Source organism: Pseudomonas pohangensis, from assembly GCF_900105995.1.
Classification (GTDB): domain Bacteria; phylum Pseudomonadota; class Gammaproteobacteria; order Pseudomonadales; family Pseudomonadaceae; genus Aquipseudomonas; species Aquipseudomonas pohangensis.
On record NZ_LT629785.1, the window covers coordinates 2605526 to 2622741 of the forward strand.

Genomic DNA, 17216 nt, shown 5'->3' on the forward strand with positions numbered 1-17216 from the left:
CCCTAATCTGAGACTCAGGCCAACGGCCCGTTGAGCAACGGCACGAAACGCACGGAATCCAGTACGTGCCGGGAGTAGCCGTTTTCTTCACGCACGATCAGCAGCAAGTCCTGCACTTCGCCCGCCCCCACGGGAATCACCAGCCGGCCACCTGGCGCCAACTGGTCGAGCAAGGCTTGCGGGACATCCCTGGCGGCGGCAGTAACCATGATGCCATTGTAGGGTGCCAGTGCGGGCCAGCCTTCCCAGCCATCCCCCCAGCGATATACCACGTTGCGCAGCTTCAGCTCCGCCAGCCGCTCCTTGGCGCGGTCCTGCAAGCTCTGGATGCGCTCGACGGTGAACACCCGCTCCACCAGTTGTGCCAGCACGGCGGTCTGATAGCCGCAGCCGGTACCGATTTCCAGCACCTTGTCCAGCGGCCCGCCGGCCAGCAATAACTCGGTCATGCGCCCGACCATATAGGGTTGCGAGATGGTCTGGTTATGTCCGATCGGCAACGCGGTGTCTTCATAGGCGCGATGGGCCAGTGCCTCATCTACAAACAGGTGGCGCGGGGTGCGGCGAATGACTTCCAGCACCTGCGGGCTGGACAAGCCTTCCTCATACAACCGTTCGATCAGGCGCTCGCGGGTGCGCTGCGAGGTCATGCCACTACCGCGGCGCTGCCGTTCTTCTTCGGTGGGGCTCACAGCAACGACTCCAACCAATTCTCCAGACTGGAAAAACCCTCGGCAAAGGTACGATCCAGTTGCAGGGGAGTAACCGAAATATAGCCCTGCAGTACCGCATGAAAGTCCGTCCCCGGCCCGCCGTCTTCGGCATCACCGGCCACCGATATCCAGTAGCCTTCCTTGCCGCGCGGATTAACCACCTTGACCGGCGAGGCCGCACGGGCGCGGTGCCCCAGGCGGGTCAGCTGCACCCCGCGGATATGATCCAGCGGCAGGTTCGGCACATTGACATTCAACACTGTCCGCGCCGGCAGGTTGAGCCGGGCATGCCCTTCGACCAGTTTGCGGGCAAACCAGGCCGCAGTTTCCAGATTGTCCGGCAAACGCGAGAGCAGGGAAAAGGCAAATGCCGGCTGATCGAGAAAACGGCCCTCAAGGGCGGCCGCAACGGTGCCGGAATAGAGCACATCGTCGCCCAGATTGGCGCCCAGATTGATCCCGGAAACCACCATGTCCTGTGGCTGATCCAGCAGCCCGTTCAGCCCCAGATGCACACAGTCGGCCGGGGTGCCATTCAGGCTGATGAAGCCGTTGGCCAGTCGTTGCGGGTGCAGCGGGCGATCCAGGGTCAGCGAGCTGCTGGCGCCGCTTTTATCCTGATCCGGCGCAATCACCGAACAGTCGGCGTAATCGGCCAGCGCCGAATGCAGCGCAGCCAAACCTGGGGCATTCACCCCGTCATCATTGGAGATCAGAATTCGCATGCAGTATCCGTAGGTCCAGCCGGTAGCAGATCAAGCAGTTCACGCACCACCACGGTGGCAAAGCATCCCGCCGGCAGAACAAAAGCCAGTTGCAACACATCAGGTTCGGGATAATGCCATGTCAGCTGGCCAATGGGGAGGCGCAAGATACGCCTTTCCTGCTTCATGCCGGCCAAAGCCAGCCAATTGGCCAGCGCCGGCTGCCCGGCCGCCAATCCATCCTCCAGCAGTTGCGCTGCACCGGCTGCAGGTGACCCACCTTCACCCCACATGGGGCCCGTCGGATGCAAGTCGAGAATAGCCAGCCGCGGATCACTGCATTCAGCCTCGGCGGCCGGAAAAAAACTGCGGCTATCGGTGAACGCCAGCAAGTCGCCAACCATGGCCTGATTCCAACTGCCGGCAGCCACCCGTTCGGCGAGAACCCGGTTGAACAGGTAACTGCGCGTCGCCGACAACAGACGCGAACGCAGATTGCGCTGCTCGGGAAACTCGCCGGCCCCGGCAAAACGCAAAGCATCCACCAGGTTGCCGCCTTTATGGCCAAAGCGTTGCAAACCAAAATAATTCGGCACGCCTTGCTCGCGGAGCAGCTGCAGGCGCTGCTCGAGCATGTCCTTGTCGGCGTTCAGGTGCTTCAGGCGCAAGGTAAAACCATTGGCTGCGTGGGCACCGCGCTGCAACTTGCGTGAATGGCGCACGGCTTTGAGGATGCTCAGGCTGTGCCCTTCGGCAGCCGCCAGATCCGGATCCGCCTTGCCCGGCAAGTGCAGACTGAACCACTGACGGGTCAACGCCTGGCGATCCTTCAGGCCCGCATAGCTGATCGCCCGCTGCGGCACACCGGCCGCACGCGCCAGCCGCCGCGCCGCCTCCTCGGTATTCAGACCACGCTTTTCCACCCACAGCCAGAGATGCTCGCCGACACCGGAAAGCTCAATTTCCAGTACTTCATCAACCTGGAAGTCCTCGGCCGTAGCCTTCAACAGCGCCTGGCCGCAAGCGGCGCCATGGGCGCGCGGCCCGAGCAATTCAAGCTCGTTCATGGGCTGACCAACAAAGCCACGGCATGCACGGCAATACCTTCTTCACGACCGGTAAAACCCAGTTTTTCAGTGGTGGTCGCCTTGACGTTGACCTGATCGGAGCCGACCTGCAGATCCTCGGCAATCAAAGCGCGCATGGCATCTATATGCGCTGCCATCTTCGGCGCCTGGGCGACGATGGTGGCGTCGACATTGCCCACCCGCCAGCCTTTGCCCTTGAGCAGGCCCAGTACATGACGCAGCAGCGTGCGACTGTCTGCACCCTTGAACGCAGGATCGGTATCCGGAAAGTGCTTGCCGATATCGCCCAGCGCGGCAGCGCCGAGCAACGCATCACACAGCGCATGCAACAGGACATCGCCATCCGAATGCGCCAGCAAGCCGAATTTGTGAGGAATCCGCACGCCACCGAGGGTAACGAAATGCCCTTCGGTGAAGCGGTGGACATCGTAGCCGTGGCCAATACGCATTTGGCTGTTCATGAACAATCGGGCCCTGGAAAAGTCAGGGCCCGATTCTACAGGACTGGCATTGCCATCAAACCGTTACTGTCTCGCAAAACCTCAGTTGCTCAGCGCTTGCGCGTGATGCCGCAGGTGCTCATCGATAAAGCTGGCGATGAAATAGTAGCTGTGGTCATAGCCCGGCTGCAGGCGCAGGGTGAGCGGATGGCCGGCGGAACGGGCAGCCGCTTGCAGCGCTTCGGGCTTCAACTGATTGGTGAGAAAGTCATCCCTGTCTCCCTGATCGACCAGTATCGGCAGCTTTTCCGAAGCCTCGGCAAGCAACGCACAAGCATCCCACTCGCGCCAGCGCGAGCGATCCTCGCCGAGAAAACGGGAAAACGCCTTTTCGCCCCAGGGACAGTTCATCGGATTGTTGATCGGCGCAAAGGCTGACAGCGACTGGTAACGTCCGGGGTTGCGCAACGCACAAACCAGCGCACCGTGACCACCCATGGAGTGGCCGCTGATGCCGCGCTTGTCCGAGGCCGGGAAATTGGCCTCAATCAGGGCAGGCAACTCCTGCACCACATAGTCATGCATCTGATAATGCTGCGCCCATGGCTTCTGGGTAGCGTTCAGATAAAAGCCCGCACCATGCCCGAAATCCCAGGCACCGTCCGGATCGCCAGGCACATCAGCGCCACGCGGACTGGTGTCCGGGGCCACGACGATCAAGCCCAGCTCCGCCGCGAGGCGCTGCACACCGGCCTTCTGCATGAAGTTCTCATCGGTACAGGTCAGCCCTGACAGCCAGTAGAGCACCGGCAGCTTGGCGCCCTGTTCGGCCTGCGGCGGCAGGTAAACGGCGAATTGCATATCGCAATCCAGGGTTCTGGAACGGTGACGATATCGTTTGTGCCAGCCGCCGAAGCTTTTCTGGCAAGACAGGTTTTCCAAGGTCATGGAACCTCCGTAAATACAGCTTTCAGGGCATACACCGGAGCGTACCAGGACCTGAGGCACTGGCCGCTCGCCGCCTGCCGCCCTGCAGGGATCAGAAGTGAATGACCGTACGAATGCTCTTGCCTTCGTGCATCAGATCGAAGGCCTGGTTGATCTCGTCCAGCGGCAGATTGTGGGTAATGAACGTATCCAGAGGAATCTCGCCCTTCTGCGCTTTCGCCACATAACTCGGCAGTTCGGTACGACCCTTGACGCCGCCGAAGGCCGAACCGCGCCAGACGCGACCAGTCACCAGCTGGAACGGCCGGGTGGAGATTTCCTGACCGGCACCGGCCACACCGATAATCACCGACTCGCCCCAGCCCTTGTGGCAGCACTCCAGCGCCGAGCGCATCAACTGCACATTGCCGACGCACTCGAAGCTGTAATCGACGCCGCCATCGGTCATTTCGATGATGACGTCCTGGATCGGCTTGCTGTGCTCCTTCGGATTGACGAAGTCGGTGGCACCCAGCTCCCTGGCGATATCGAACTTGGACGGATTGATATCCACGGCAATGATCCGTGACGCCTTGGCCATTTTCGCGCCGATGATCGCCGCCAGCCCGATGCCGCCGAGGCCGAAGATAGCCACCGTTGCGCCTTCTTCCACCTTGGCGGTGTTGAGTACGGCCCCGATGCCGGTAGTGACGCCACAGCCGAGCAGACAGACCTTGTCCAGCGGTGCATCCACGGGAATTTTCGCCAGGGAAATTTCCGGCAGCACGGTGTACTCGGAGAACGTCGAGCAGCCCATGTAGTGGTAGATCGGCTGCCCCTGGTAAGAAAAGCGCGAGGTACCGTCCGGCATCAGGCCCTTGCCCTGGGTCGCGCGCACCGCCTGGCACAGGTTGGTCTTGCCCGAGGTGCAGAACTTGCAGGTACGGCATTCGGCGGTATACAGCGGGATCACATGATCGCCGACGGCCAGCGAGGTGACACCTTCACCGACGGCCTCGACGATGCCACCGCCTTCATGGCCGAGAATGCAGGGAAATACCCCTTCGGAATCTTCGCCGGACAGGGTGTAGGCATCGGTATGACAAACGCCGGTGGCGACGATGCGCACCAGCACTTCACCCGCTTGTGGCGGCGCTACATCCACCTCAACGATTTGCAGGGGTTGATTGGGCGCAAAGGCTACGGCAGCACGCGACTTGATCATGTTTGCTCTCCGGCAGGTTGTTCAAAGTGGCGCAAAGTATAGGGCAGCCATCAGAAATCAATAATCAGCCATTTATGGAAACATTATTGCCAAACAGGGACAATTAACCGCTTGCTGCCCTTAATCAGTACTTTTACCCCCAGAAAGGAAAGCATCGATGAATCGCTGGGAAGGCCTGGATGAATTTGTCGCAGTCGCCGAATGCGGCCAGTTCACCGCGGCGGCCGAACGCCTGGGGCTATCGTCCTCGCAGGTCAGTCGACAAGTCGCCCGTCTGGAAGAACGCTTGCAGACCCGCCTGTTTTATCGCAGTACCCGCCGGGTGGCACTGACTGAAGCCGGGCAGACGTTCCTGCAGCACTGCCAGCGCTTGCAGGATGCTCGTGAAGAAGCCTTGCGTGCAATCGGCGATCTGGGTGGCGAGCCCAAAGGTCTGCTGCGCATGACCTGCGCCGTGGCCTATGGCGAGCGCTTCATTGTGCCGCTGGTGACGGATTTCATGGCTCGCCATCCGCAACTGAAAGTCGAGATAGAGCTGAGTAACCGTACTCTGGACATGGTGCAGGAGGGCCTGGATCTGGCCATCCGTCTGGGCCGTCTGCAGGATTCACGACTGATAGCCACCCGCCTGGCGCCAAGGCAGATGTATCTGTGCGCGGCGCCGGATTATCTGCAGCGCTATGGTCGTCCGCACAGCTTGTCCGAGCTGAACGGGCACAACTGCCTGATCGGCAGCTCCGACCTCTGGACTTTCCAGCTCAACGATCGCGAGTCCGCCCAGCGGGTCAGCGGCAACTGGCGCTGCAACAGTGGCCAGTCGGTACTCGAGGCGGCGTTGCGTGGGCTGGGTTTGTGTCAGCTGCCGGACTATTACGTGCTTGAACACCTGCGCAGCGGCGCTCTGGTGTCTCTGCTGGCCAACCATCAACCGCCGAATACCGCCGTCTGGGCGCTCTACCCGCAGCAACGGCACCTGTCACCCAAGGTGCGGCAACTGGTGGACTTCCTCAAAAGCGGCATGGCGCAACGCCACGAATACAACACCATGACCTGAAGCCGTGACACTCAGCCCTTACGCCAGAGCAGCGCCAGGCTCTGCAGGTCTTCCGGCCGAGTGATTTTCAGGTTGTCGGCACGCCCTTCGATCAGGCGGGGTGCCTGACCGGCCAGCTCGATGGCTGATGCCTCGTCGGTAACCGCCGCACCTGCCACCAAGGCATCGTGCAACGCCTGCTGCAAGGGGGCAAAGCGAAACATCTGCGGGGTAAACGCCTGCCAGATATGACTGCGATCGAGGGTTTCGAGCACCCGCCCGTCCGGGCGCGCCCGCTTGAGCGTATCCTTCGAAGGAACTGCCAGCAGGCCGCCCACCGGATCGTTGGCCAATTGCGTCAGTAACAAATCGAGATCCTGACGCGACAGATTGGGCCGCGCCGCATCATGCACCAGCACCCAGTCCTGCCCGCCTGCGCCCAGCTTGCCGAGCATCTGCAAACCATTAAGCACGGAATCGGCGCGCTCCACGCCGCCGGGCGCGAGCTGAATACGCATATCCCTGGCGCAAGCCAGTGTCGGCCAGTAAGGGTCGTTCTCCGCCAGACAAACCACCAGCCCCTTGAGCCCGGGATGCTCGAGAAAACAGTCAAGGGTATGTTCGATGATGCTGCGCCCGGCCAGCGGCAGATACTGCTTGGGACGATCGGCCTGCATCCGCGAACCGATGCCTGCGGCCGGGATCACTACCCAGAAGGATGTTGCGTCCGGACTGGACACTTTCATTCAGCCAGCTGATAGAGGGTTTCACCCTCTTTGACCATGCCCAGCTCATGCCGGGCGCGCTCCTCGACGGTTTCCATGCCTTTCTTCAGCTCCAGCACTTCCGCTTCGAGGATACGGTTACGTTCGAGCAGGTGCTGGTTTTCCCCCTGCTGCGAGGCAATCTGCCGCTTCAGTTCGGCTACTTCGGCCAGACTGCCATCACCCACCCACAGGCGATACTGCAGGCCCGCCAACAGCAGGATCAACAGCACAAACAGCCAGTAGGGAGTTTTTTTCATCTAGCCAGGGCATTCCATAAACAAAGGGCAGCTTGCGCTGCCCTTTTACCACTTCTGGACGCAGCAGAGAAAATCAGCTGCGTTCGGGCACTATCAACCGCGGAATTCGGCACGGCCTTTATAGGGAGCCTTGCCACCCAATTGCTCCTCGATACGCAGCAACTGGTTGTACTTGGAAACCCGATCCGAGCGGCACAGCGAACCGGTCTTGATCTGTCCGGCAGCCGTCCCCACCGCCAGATCAGCGATGGTGCTGTCTTCGGTTTCACCACTGCGATGGGAGATAACCGCCGTGTAACCGGCGGCCTTGGCCATCTGGATGGCTTCCAGGGTCTCGGTCAGCGAGCCGATCTGGTTGAACTTGATCAGAATCGAGTTGGCGATCGACTCATCGATGCCGCGCTTGAGAATTCTGGTGTTGGTCACGAACAGGTCATCGCCGACCAGCTGCACCTTGGCGCCGATCTTGTCGGTCAGCACTTTCCAGCCGGCCCAGTCCGACTCGTCCATGCCATCTTCGATGGAGATGATCGGGTAACGCTCGGCCAGACCGGCCAGATAATCGGCAAAACCGGCGCCGTCAAATACCTTGCCTTCACCGGCCAGGTCGTACTTGCCGTCTGCGTAGAACTCACTGGCTGCGCAGTCCAGCGCCAGGGTGACGTCGGTACCCAGCTGGTATCCGGCATTGGCGACTGCTTCGCTGATGGCTGCCAGAGCGTCTTCGTTCGACGCGAGATTCGGCGCAAAACCACCTTCATCACCGACCGAAGTGCTCAGGCCACGGGCTTTCAGCACCGCCTTGAGGTGATGAAAAATTTCCGTACCCATACGCAGACCATCGGAGAAGGTTCTGGCACCTACCGGCTGCACCATGAACTCCTGGATGTCGACGTTGTTATCGGCGTGCTCGCCGCCGTTGATGATATTCATCATCGGCACCGGCATCGAATACACACCCGGCGTACCGTTGAGGTCGGCGATATGCGCGTACAGAGGCACGCCTTTGGCCTTGGCCGCGGCTTTGGCGGCGGCCAGAGATACCGCAAGAATCGCATTGGCGCCCAGACTGGCTTTGTTCTCGGTGCCGTCCAGCTCGATCATGGCGTGATCGAGGACTTTTTGCTCACGGGCATCCTTGCCCAACAGCAGGTCACGGATCGGACCATTGATATTGGCTACCGCCTTGAGTACGCCCTTGCCCAGGTAACGACTCTTGTCGCCATCACGCAGTTCCAGTGCTTCACGCGAACCGGTAGAGGCGCCGGATGGTGCACAGGCACTGCCGACCATACCGTTATCCAGTATCACATCGGCTTCTACGGTGGGATTGCCACGGGAATCGAGTACTTCACGACCCTTGATGTCGACGATTTTTGCCATGTTCGCGGTAACTCCAGAAATTGAAAGGGGAACTGATCGTTGGCGTTACGCAGTTACGATCGGCGCAAAGCTCTTGACCAGATCATCCAGCTGTTTGAGCTGGGTCAGGAAAGGTTCCAGCTTGTCCAGGCGCAAGGCGCAGGGGCCATCACACTTGGCGTTGTCCGGATCGGGGTGCGCCTCGAGAAACAGTCCGGCCAGGCCCTGGCTCATGCCGGCCTTGGCCAGATCGGTGACCTGGGCGCGGCGGCCACCGGCGGAATCCGAACGCCCGCCCGGCATCTGCAGGGCATGGGTCACATCAAAGAACACCGGGTATTCGAACTGCTTCATGATGCCGAAGCCGAGCATGTCGACCACCAGGTTGTTGTAACCGAAGGACGAGCCGCGCTCGCAGAGAATCAGCTGATCGTTGCCTGCCTCTTCACACTTGCTCAGGATATGTTTCATTTCCTGAGGCGCGAGGAACTGGGCCTTCTTGATATTGATCACCGCGCCGGTTCTGGCCATTGCCACCACCAGATCGGTCTGCCGTGAAAGGAACGCCGGCAGCTGGATGATGTCGCACACCGCGGCCACCGGTGCAGCCTGAGCGGGCTCATGCACATCGGTGATCACCGGCACGCCGAAAGTACTCTTCACTTCCTCGAAGATCTTCATGCCCTCTTCCAGGCCGGGGCCGCGGAAGGAGTTGATCGAGGAGCGGTTGGCCTTGTCGAAACTGGCCTTGAATACATAGGGAATGCCGAGCTTCTCGGTCACCCGCACGTATTCTTCACATGCCTGCATGGCCAGATCACGCGATTCCATCACATTGATCCCGCCGAACAGCACGAACGGCTTGTCGTTGGCGATTTCGATATTGCCGACACGGATGATCTTCTGGCTCATGCCTGACGGGCCTTCTGCGCGAGCGCGGCACTGACGAAACCAGTGAACAACGGATGGCCATCACGCGGCGTCGAGGTGAACTCCGGGTGGAACTGGCAGGCGACAAACCAGGGATGGTCCGGCGCTTCCACCACTTCCACCAGCGCACCATCACCGGAGCGGCCGGTGACTTTCAGACCGGCTGCCAACAAGTCCGGCAACAGGTTGTTGTTCACTTCATAGCGGTGACGATGACGTTCGACAATCCGCTCCTTGCCGTAGCAGGCATAGACATTCGAACCTGACAGCAACTGACACTCCTGGGCGCCGAGGCGCATGGTGCCGCCCAGATCGGAGCCGGCATCACGGGTTTCCACTTCGCCGGTGGCATCTGCCCACTCGGTGATCAACCCGACAACCGGATGCCCGGAATGCAGATCAAACTCGGACGAGTTGGCATCGCTCCAGCCCAGTACGTTGCGGGCATACTCGATCACCGCCACCTGCATGCCCAGACAGATACCCAGATAAGGGATGTTGTTTTCACGGGCATGCTGTACCGCACGGATCTTGCCTTCCACACCGCGCAGGCCAAAACCGCCCGGTACCAGAATGGCATCAGCCCCTTCGAGCAGGCCAACGCCCTGATTCTCGATATCTTCCGAGTCGATATAGCGCAGATTGACCTTGGTGCGGGTCTGGATGCCGGCATGACTCAGCGCCTCGATCAGCGACTTGTAGGCATCCAGCAGTTCCATGTACTTGCCGACCATCGCGATGGTCACTTCGTGTTCGGGATGCAGCTTGGCATCCACCACCCGTTCCCACTCGGACAGGTCGGCCGGCTTGCAGTCCAGCCCGAAGCGCTCGACGACAATCTCGTCCAGGCCCTGGGCGTGCAGCACGGATGGAATCTTGTAGATGGTATCCACATCTTCCAGACCGATCACCGCACGTTCCTCGACGTTGGTGAACAGGGCGATCTTGCGCCGCGAGGACAGATCGATTTCGTGGTCGGAGCGGCAGATCAGCACATCCGGCTGCAGGCCGATGGAACGCAGTTCCTTGACCGAATGCTGGGTCGGCTTGGTCTTGGTTTCGCCGGCGGTGGCGATATACGGCACCAGCGTCAGGTGCATGAGCATGGCGCGCTTGATGCCTACTTCCAGACGCAACTGGCGAATGGCCTCAAGGAACGGCTGCGACTCGATATCGCCTACCGTACCGCCAATTTCCACCATGGCGACATCGGCATCGCCGGCACCCTTGATGATCCGCCGCTTGATTTCGTCGGTGATGTGCGGGATGACCTGGATGGTCGCGCCCAGGTAGTCACCACGGCGCTCACGGCGCAGCACATCTTCGTAGACCCGCCCGGTGGTGAAGTTGTTGTCCTGGGTCATGGTCGTGCGGATGAACCGCTCGTAATGCCCCAGATCCAGGTCGGTTTCGGCACCGTCGTGGGTAACGAATACTTCACCGTGCTGGAACGGGCTCATGGTGCCCGGATCCACGTTGATATAAGGGTCCAGCTTGAGCATGGTGACCTTCAGGCCCCGCGCTTCCAGGATGGCCGCCAGTGATGCCGATGCAATGCCTTTCCCCAATGAAGAAACAACACCGCCCGTGACGAAAATGAAGCGCGTCATAAAAACCCTAGAAGTCTGCGTTTAGGCGGTCAGGCCGCCGGGGGAAAAGCTCAACAGGCTTTATCAGCCTGCCTGAAATAGCCGACTTCCACGGATCCGCTGGGGTTCCGCAAAAGTTGTATCAAGACGGGAGAGCAGTCTACCGGAAAGGCCTATCTAGCTCAAACCTTGTGCGCTGTCTGCGGGACGCCAGATGAGCTGCCACGATTCACCCGCCGCAGCCCCTGATCCGGGCAGGTTGGCGACTGCCAGCAACTCTTCGCCACGATAGAGCAACGGCAGGCGCGCTCTGGCAAAGGCCGGAATCTGCAGCTCATTGAGCAATCGCTTGAGATCACGATGCCCCCGGCCGGGGATGTACAGGGATTCACCACCCTGCCGGTAGCGAACACCCAGCGGTCCGGCTGGCGCCTCACCGGCAAAATACAGCTGTCCGTTATCGGGGAGCTGCAGCCGCTGGCGTGGATCTGGCCAGACGAGCTGGCCCGCCAGCGGGCGCAGCCAGGTCTCGGGCACCCACCACAGGCGATTGGCGCAGCGCTGCAGCTCGCCACTGGCCAGGCACCAGCGCGGCTGGGCATCAATCGCTGCATCGCGCAGGGCGTACCAGCCGGCCCAATGCGCGCTGTCCGGCAGCTCCGTCAGGGGCGCAAGAAAGGTCCGCAATAGATTGCGCTGGCGTGCCTCACTCAAACGCTTCAGCGCCTGCAGGTCCAGCGATGGCAGTGCCAGCCAGACCGGCTGCGCAGGCAGGACGACGGTGCGCAGATCCTGCTCAGCAAACTCGTCCAGCAGCGCTTGCGCCTCGGCCAGATGCCCGGCGGTGCGCGCAAGAACGTCACTGCTGGCCGGCCAGCGCTGTTCGAGCAGCGGGATTACCTGCTGCCGCAGGAAGTTGCGCGCGTATTGCACATCCTGATTGGACGGGTCCTCGATCCAGACCAGCCGATGCTGTCGCGCATAGGCTTCCAGTTCGGCACGCGAGACATCCAGCAGCGGCCGCAGCAAGCGGCCCGCACCCAATACCCGCTGTCGGGGCATGCCGGCCAGCCCCTTGACGCCGGAGCCGCGCAGCAACCTGAACAACAGGGTTTCCGCCTGATCGTCGCGATGCTGTGCAGTCAGCAGCACCTCTTCAGGCGCAAGCAGTCGTCCGAACGCCAGATAACGGGCGTTGCGGGCGGCGCGCTCAAGGCTGGCGGAGCTGCGCTGCACGCTAACCTGTTCAACCCGCAATGGCACGTCGAAGGCCTGGCAGACCTGCCGGCAGTGGTCCGGCCAGCCCTTCGCCACTGCCTGCAAACCGTGCTCGATATGGATCGCCGAAAGCGCTGGCAGCTTTTCCACCCGACCGAGGCAGGTCAGCAGATGCAGCAGAACCGTTGAGTCCAGCCCGCCGGAAAATGCCACACGCCAGGCCGGCGCATCACGCCAGGGCAACAGGGATTCAAGCAGGCGCAGTTCAAGAGATTTCATGGAATACCCGCTAGAAACAACAACGGGCCCTCAGGCCCGTTGTGCGTGCAATGCCTGATCAGGCAATGCCGTAACTCATCAGGCGCGCATAACGGCGCTCGAGTAATTTTTCCGTATCGAGCTGCTTCAGCTCCGCAAGTTGCTTTACCAGATGATCACGAATGTTCGCAGCCGTGTCTTGCGGGTTGCTGTGGGCGCCGCCCATCGGTTCGGCTATGACATTATCGACAATGCCCAGCCCCTTCAGGCGCTCAGCGGTGATGCCCATGGCCTCCGCCGCTTCCGGGGCCTTTTCTGCCGTCTTCCAGAGAATCGAGGCACAGCCCTCCGGCGAAATCACCGAATAGGTCGAGTACTGCAGCATGTTCAGCGTGTCGCAGACGCCAATCGCCAGCGCTCCGCCGGAACCGCCCTCACCAATCACCGTGGCAATGATCGGTGTCTTCAGGCGCGCCATTACCCGCAGATTCCAGGCAATCGCCTCACTCTGGCCGCGCTCTTCCGCATCGATGCCCGGGTAAGCACCGGGCGTATCGATGAAGGTCAGAATCGGCAACTTGAAGCGCTCGGCCATTTCCATCAGGCGGCAGGCCTTGCGATAGCCTTCCGGCCGCGGCATGCCGAAATTGCGCCGCACCTTCTCGCGCACTTCACGGCCTTTCTGATGGCCAATAACCATCACCGGTTCACCTTCCAGGCGGGCAATGCCCCCGACAATGGCGGCGTCGTCCGAGAAGTGCCGGTCACCGTGCAGCTCATCGAATTCGGTGAAGATGTGCTCCAGATAATCCAGGGTGTAGGGCCGCCGCGGATGACGGGCCAGACGGGCGATCTGCCAGCTGGTCAGATTACTGAAGATACTTTCGGTAAGTGCGTTGCTCTTGTCCTGCAGTCGGGCAATCTCGTCACTGATATTCAACGAGTTGTCATTTCCCACCAGTCGCAGCCCGTCAATCTTGGCTTGCAGGTCGGCAATCGGCTGTTCGAAATCAAGAAAATTCGGGTTCATGGTCTTTCCGTCTGAAACCGGCGGCCTGTTGCCCTGCCGGTTTGGTGTCATTTACGCCTTACATTACGGGATCAGGCGCCACGGGTCGATACCAATGCGGCTATTAGCTAAACATCAGCGGCCACGCATCAGCGATAGTGCAAAAAGACGTTGTCGCGTCCGAACTGGTCACGCAATGCCTGTATCAGCGCATCTGCCGGGTCGATCCGCCAGCCATCGCCGAACTGCAACAATGCCTTGGCACTGCTACCGGTATAGTCCAAAGTCAGCGGACAGGCACCCCTGTGCCTTGCACAAAGTTCGCCAAGCCAGCGCAAGCGATCACCCTGCAAACCGGCTGCATCAACCTTCAGACGCAGACTTTCGGCCAGCGCGGTACGCGCCTCTTCCAGCCCCAGCACGCGTTTGGCGCGCAAGCGCAAGCCGCCGGAAAAGTCGTCATTGCTCACTTCACCTTCGACCACCACCAGCGCATCGGTCTGCAACAGGGCCTGGGCGGCGGCAAAAGCCTCGGCAAACAGTGACGCCTCGATACGCCCGGAGCGGTCATCCAGGGTCACGAAGCCCATCTTGTCGCCTTTCTTGTTCTTCATCACGCGCAGGTTGACGATCAGCCCGGCCACTGTCTGCGTATCACGCGCAGGCTTCAGGTCGATGATGCGCTGACGGGCGAAACGCCGGACCTCGCCTTCGTACTCATCAATCGGATGCCCGGTCAGATACAGCCCCAGGGTTTCCTTTTCGCCACGCAGCCGCTCCTTGAGAGACAGCGCGCGGGCACCGCGGTGATTGGCATAAACGTCCAGATCCGGCTCGGCAAACAACCCGCCGAACAGATCGGCATGCCCACTGTCATGGCTGCGCGCGGCCTGTTCCGCCGCCGTGACCGCCTCTTCCATGGCCGCCAGCAACACCGCCCGGTTACGATCGACATTGGCCTGATAGGCCTTGAGCTCTTCATGGAAACAGGGGCCGAGCCGATCCAGGGCACCGCCACGGATCAGCGCCTCCAGGGTGCGTTTGTTGATGCGCTTGAGATCGACCCGCGCGCAAAAATCGAACAGATCCTTGAACGGCCCATGACTGCGGGCTTCTACCAGCGCTTCAACCGGGCCCTCGCCCACCCCCTTGATCGCGCCGAGTCCGTAGATGATGTGGCCATCGGCATCCACGGTAAACTTGAATTCCGAGTTATTCACATCCGGCGCGTCAAGGCGCAGCTTCATGCTGCGGCACTCCTCGATCAGCGTCACCACCTTGTCGGTGTTGTGCATGTCCGCCGACAGCACCGCCGCCATGAATGGCGCCGGGTAATGGGTCTTCAGCCAGGCGGTCTGGTAGGAGACCAGACCGTAGGCCGCCGAGTGCGACTTGTTGAAACCGTAACCGGCGAATTTTTCCACCAGATCGAAGATATTGCCGGCCAGCTCGGCATTGATGCCATTGCCGGCACAACCTTCGATGAAGCCGCCGCGCTGCTTGGCCATTTCCTCGGGTTTTTTCTTGCCCATGGCACGACGCAGCATGTCGGCGCCACCCAGCGTGTAGCCGGCCATGACCTGGGCAATCTGCATTACCTGTTCCTGATACAGGATGATGCCGTAGGTCGGCGCCAGTACCGGCTTGAGGCCATCGTACTGATAATCCGGATGCGGGTAGGCCAGCTCGGCACGGCCGTGCTTGCGGTTGATGAAGTCATCAACCATGCCCGACTGCAGCGGGCCTGGGCGGAACAGTGCCACCAGCGCGATCAGGTCTTCCAGACAGTCGGGCTTGAGCTTCTTGATCAGCTCCTTCATGCCACGCGATTCCAGCTGGAACACCGCCGTGGTTTCAGCCTTCTGCAGCATCTGGAAGGTCTGCTTGTCATCCAGCGGAATGAAATCGATATCCAGCGCCGGCAGGCCCTGCTTGGCCTGCTCGCGATTGATCGTTTCCATCGCCCACTTGATGATGGTCAGCGTACGCAGGCCGAGGAAGTCGAACTTGACCAGCCCGGCCGCCTCCACATCGTCCTTGTCGAACTGGGTTACCAGGCCATCGCCTTCGTCATCGCAGTAGATCGGCGAAAAATCGGTCAGTTTGGTCGGCGCAATCACCACGCCGCCGGCATGCTTGCCGACGTTACGCACCACGCCCTCGAGCTTGAGCGCCATTTCCCAGATTTCCGCTGCCTCTTCATCGACCTTGAGAAAGTCGCGCAGCGGCTCCTCCATCTCGAAGGCCTTTTCCAGCGTCATGCCGACTTCGAAGGGAATCATCTTCGACAGGCGGTCCGCCAGCCCGTAGGACTTGCCCTGCACCCGGGCCACATCACGCACCACCGCCTTGGCCGCCATGGAGCCGAAAGTGATGATCTGGCTGACGGCATCGCGACCGTACTTGTCGGCCACGTAATCGATTACCCGATCACGCCCGTCCATGCAGAAGTCGACGTCAAAGTCGGGCATCGAGACCCGCTCGGGATTGAGGAAGCGCTCGAACAGCAGGTCGTAAGCCAAGGGGTCCAGGTCGGTAATGCGCAGCACATAGGCCACCAGCGAACCGGCGCCGGAGCCACGCCCCGGGCCCACCGGCACTCCGTTGTTCTTCGCCCACTTGATGAAGTCCATGACGATCAGGAAGTAACCGGGGAAGCCCATCTGGATGATGATATCCAGCTCGAACTGCAGCCGGTCCAGATAGACCTGCCGCTTCTGCGCATAATCCGGCGTGGTTGCCTGCGGCCAGAGTACTGCCAGTCGCTCTTCCAGCCCCTCATGGGAGACCAGTCGCAGGTAATCATCGATGCTCATACCTTCCGGCGTCGGGAAATCCGGCAGGAAGTGCTTGCCCAGCTGCACCTCGATATTGCAACGGCGGGCAATCTCGACCGAATTGGCCAGCGCCTCGGGCAGGTCGGCAAACAGCTCGGCCATTTCCTCGGGCGACTTCAGGTACTGCTGATCGGAATAGGTACGCGGCCGCCGCGGATCATCCAGCGCCCGCCCCTCGCCAATGCAGACACGGGTTTCATGGGCCTCGAAGTCGGTCTGTTTGAGGAAGCGCACATCATTGGTTGCTACCAGCGGCACCTGACAGCGCTGGGCCAGCTCCACCGCCAGATGCAGGTGCTCTTCATCATTGACGCGGTTGGTGCGCTGTACTTCTAGATAGAAACGCTCGGGGAACACTGCCTGCCATTCGGCCAGCAGGGCCTGCGCCTCATTGCTGTTGCCCGCCAGAAGGGCCAGGCCGACCTCACCCTCGCGGGAACCGGACAGGGCAATCAGCCCCTCGGCTGCCTGCTTGACCCAGTCGCGCTCGATGATCACTTCACCATTGCGCTGGCCTTCGATAAATCCGCGGGAAATCAGTTCGGTGAGATTGCGGTAACCCTTGCCATTCATCGCCAGCAGGGTCATGCGCGTCAGCGGGCCGTCCTCGGCAGGATTGGCCAGCCAGATATCCGCACCGCAGATCGGCTTGATTCCGGCCGCCATGGCCGCCTTGTAGAACTTCACCAGCGCACACAGGTTGCCCTGATCGGTAACCGCAACCGCCGGCAAGCCGGCGGAAACCAGGGCCTTGATCAGGGGTTTGACCCGCACCAGGCCATCGACCAGGGAGTACTCGGTGTGCAGGCGCAAGTGGACAAAGCTGGCAGTCATGAAAATTCCACGGGACTCAAAAATG

Annotated in this window: 15 protein-coding genes; 1 reads left to right on the forward strand and 14 read right to left on the reverse strand. The window is 60.9% G+C overall.

All coding sequences use genetic code 11. The features are described from left to right. Nucleotides 1-14: 14 nt before the first annotated feature. The 6 genes from BLT89_RS12280 to BLT89_RS12305 form a co-directional block, all read right to left on the reverse strand. Nucleotides 15-650 (reverse strand): protein-L-isoaspartate(D-aspartate) O-methyltransferase, encoded by a 636-nt coding sequence (locus BLT89_RS12280; protein ID WP_090198993.1) that lies wholly within the window; start codon nucleotides 648-650, stop codon nucleotides 15-17. A 38-nt stretch (nucleotides 651-688) separates the two neighbouring features. Then, complete coding sequence (gene surE / locus BLT89_RS12285; RefSeq protein ID WP_090195760.1) at nucleotides 689-1438, reverse strand: 5'/3'-nucleotidase SurE; 750 nt, start codon at nucleotides 1436-1438, stop codon at nucleotides 689-691. Continuing rightward, the gene (truD, locus tag BLT89_RS12290; RefSeq protein ID WP_090195763.1) at nucleotides 1426-2484 is read right to left on the reverse strand and encodes a tRNA pseudouridine(13) synthase TruD; all 1059 of its coding nucleotides are present in this window, start codon (nucleotides 2482-2484) and stop codon (nucleotides 1426-1428) included. The genes surE and truD overlap by 13 nt, the downstream gene beginning before the upstream one ends. After that, complete coding sequence (gene ispF, locus BLT89_RS12295) at nucleotides 2481-2954, reverse strand: 2-C-methyl-D-erythritol 2,4-cyclodiphosphate synthase (protein ID WP_090195766.1); 474 nt, start codon at nucleotides 2952-2954, stop codon at nucleotides 2481-2483. The genes truD and ispF overlap by 4 nt, the downstream gene beginning before the upstream one ends. Before the next feature lie 93 nt (nucleotides 2955-3047). Continuing rightward, nucleotides 3048-3893, reverse strand: coding sequence for an S-formylglutathione hydrolase (gene fghA / locus BLT89_RS12300; protein WP_090195769.1), 846 nt, complete (start codon nucleotides 3891-3893; stop codon nucleotides 3048-3050). 91 nt (nucleotides 3894-3984) lie between these two features. Then, on the reverse strand, nucleotides 3985-5097 hold the full coding sequence (locus BLT89_RS12305) for an S-(hydroxymethyl)glutathione dehydrogenase/class III alcohol dehydrogenase (RefSeq protein ID WP_090195773.1): 1113 nt from the start codon (nucleotides 5095-5097) through the stop codon (nucleotides 3985-3987). Between the two features lie 157 nt (nucleotides 5098-5254). Here BLT89_RS12305 and BLT89_RS12310 point away from each other — a divergent pair, with 157 nt between their 5' ends. Beyond that, nucleotides 5255-6151, forward strand: a complete 897-nt coding sequence (locus tag BLT89_RS12310; protein ID WP_090195775.1) for a LysR substrate-binding domain-containing protein — start codon at nucleotides 5255-5257, stop codon at nucleotides 6149-6151. Nucleotides 6152-6162: 11 nt separating this feature from the next. Here the strand turns inward: BLT89_RS12310 and ispD are convergent, their stop codons facing one another. The 8 genes from ispD to dnaE form a co-directional block, all read right to left on the reverse strand. Next, nucleotides 6163-6876, reverse strand: a complete 714-nt coding sequence (gene ispD, locus BLT89_RS12315) for a 2-C-methyl-D-erythritol 4-phosphate cytidylyltransferase (RefSeq protein WP_090195778.1) — start codon at nucleotides 6874-6876, stop codon at nucleotides 6163-6165. Then, nucleotides 6873-7154 (reverse strand): cell division protein FtsB, encoded by a 282-nt coding sequence (gene ftsB / locus BLT89_RS12320; protein ID WP_090195781.1) that lies wholly within the window; start codon nucleotides 7152-7154, stop codon nucleotides 6873-6875. Before ftsB ends, ispD begins: the two co-directional genes overlap by 4 nt. Before the next feature lie 93 nt (nucleotides 7155-7247). After that, entirely contained in the window at nucleotides 7248-8537 is a 1290-nt protein-coding gene (gene eno, locus BLT89_RS12325; RefSeq protein WP_090195784.1) for a phosphopyruvate hydratase, read from the reverse strand. Between the two features lie 45 nt (nucleotides 8538-8582). Continuing rightward, entirely contained in the window at nucleotides 8583-9428 is an 846-nt protein-coding gene (gene kdsA / locus BLT89_RS12330; RefSeq protein ID WP_090195787.1) for a 3-deoxy-8-phosphooctulonate synthase, read from the reverse strand. Further along, nucleotides 9425-11056, reverse strand: a complete 1632-nt coding sequence (locus BLT89_RS12335) for a CTP synthase (RefSeq protein ID WP_090195790.1) — start codon at nucleotides 11054-11056, stop codon at nucleotides 9425-9427. The genes kdsA and BLT89_RS12335 overlap by 4 nt, the downstream gene beginning before the upstream one ends. Nucleotides 11057-11212: 156 nt before the next feature. Then, a complete protein-coding gene (tilS, locus tag BLT89_RS12340; RefSeq protein WP_090195792.1) occupies nucleotides 11213-12532 on the reverse strand; it encodes a tRNA lysidine(34) synthetase TilS in 1320 nt (439 codons plus the stop codon). 58 nt (nucleotides 12533-12590) lie between these two features. Next, nucleotides 12591-13541 carry an acetyl-CoA carboxylase carboxyl transferase subunit alpha gene (gene accA / locus BLT89_RS12345; protein ID WP_090195795.1) on the reverse strand — a complete coding sequence of 317 codons (951 nt, stop codon included), beginning with the start codon at nucleotides 13539-13541 and terminating at the stop codon, nucleotides 12591-12593. A gap of 128 nt (nucleotides 13542-13669) precedes the next feature. Further along, the gene (dnaE, locus tag BLT89_RS12350; RefSeq protein ID WP_090195797.1) at nucleotides 13670-17191 is read right to left on the reverse strand and encodes a DNA polymerase III subunit alpha; all 3522 of its coding nucleotides are present in this window, start codon (nucleotides 17189-17191) and stop codon (nucleotides 13670-13672) included. Nucleotides 17192-17216 lie beyond the last annotated feature (25 nt).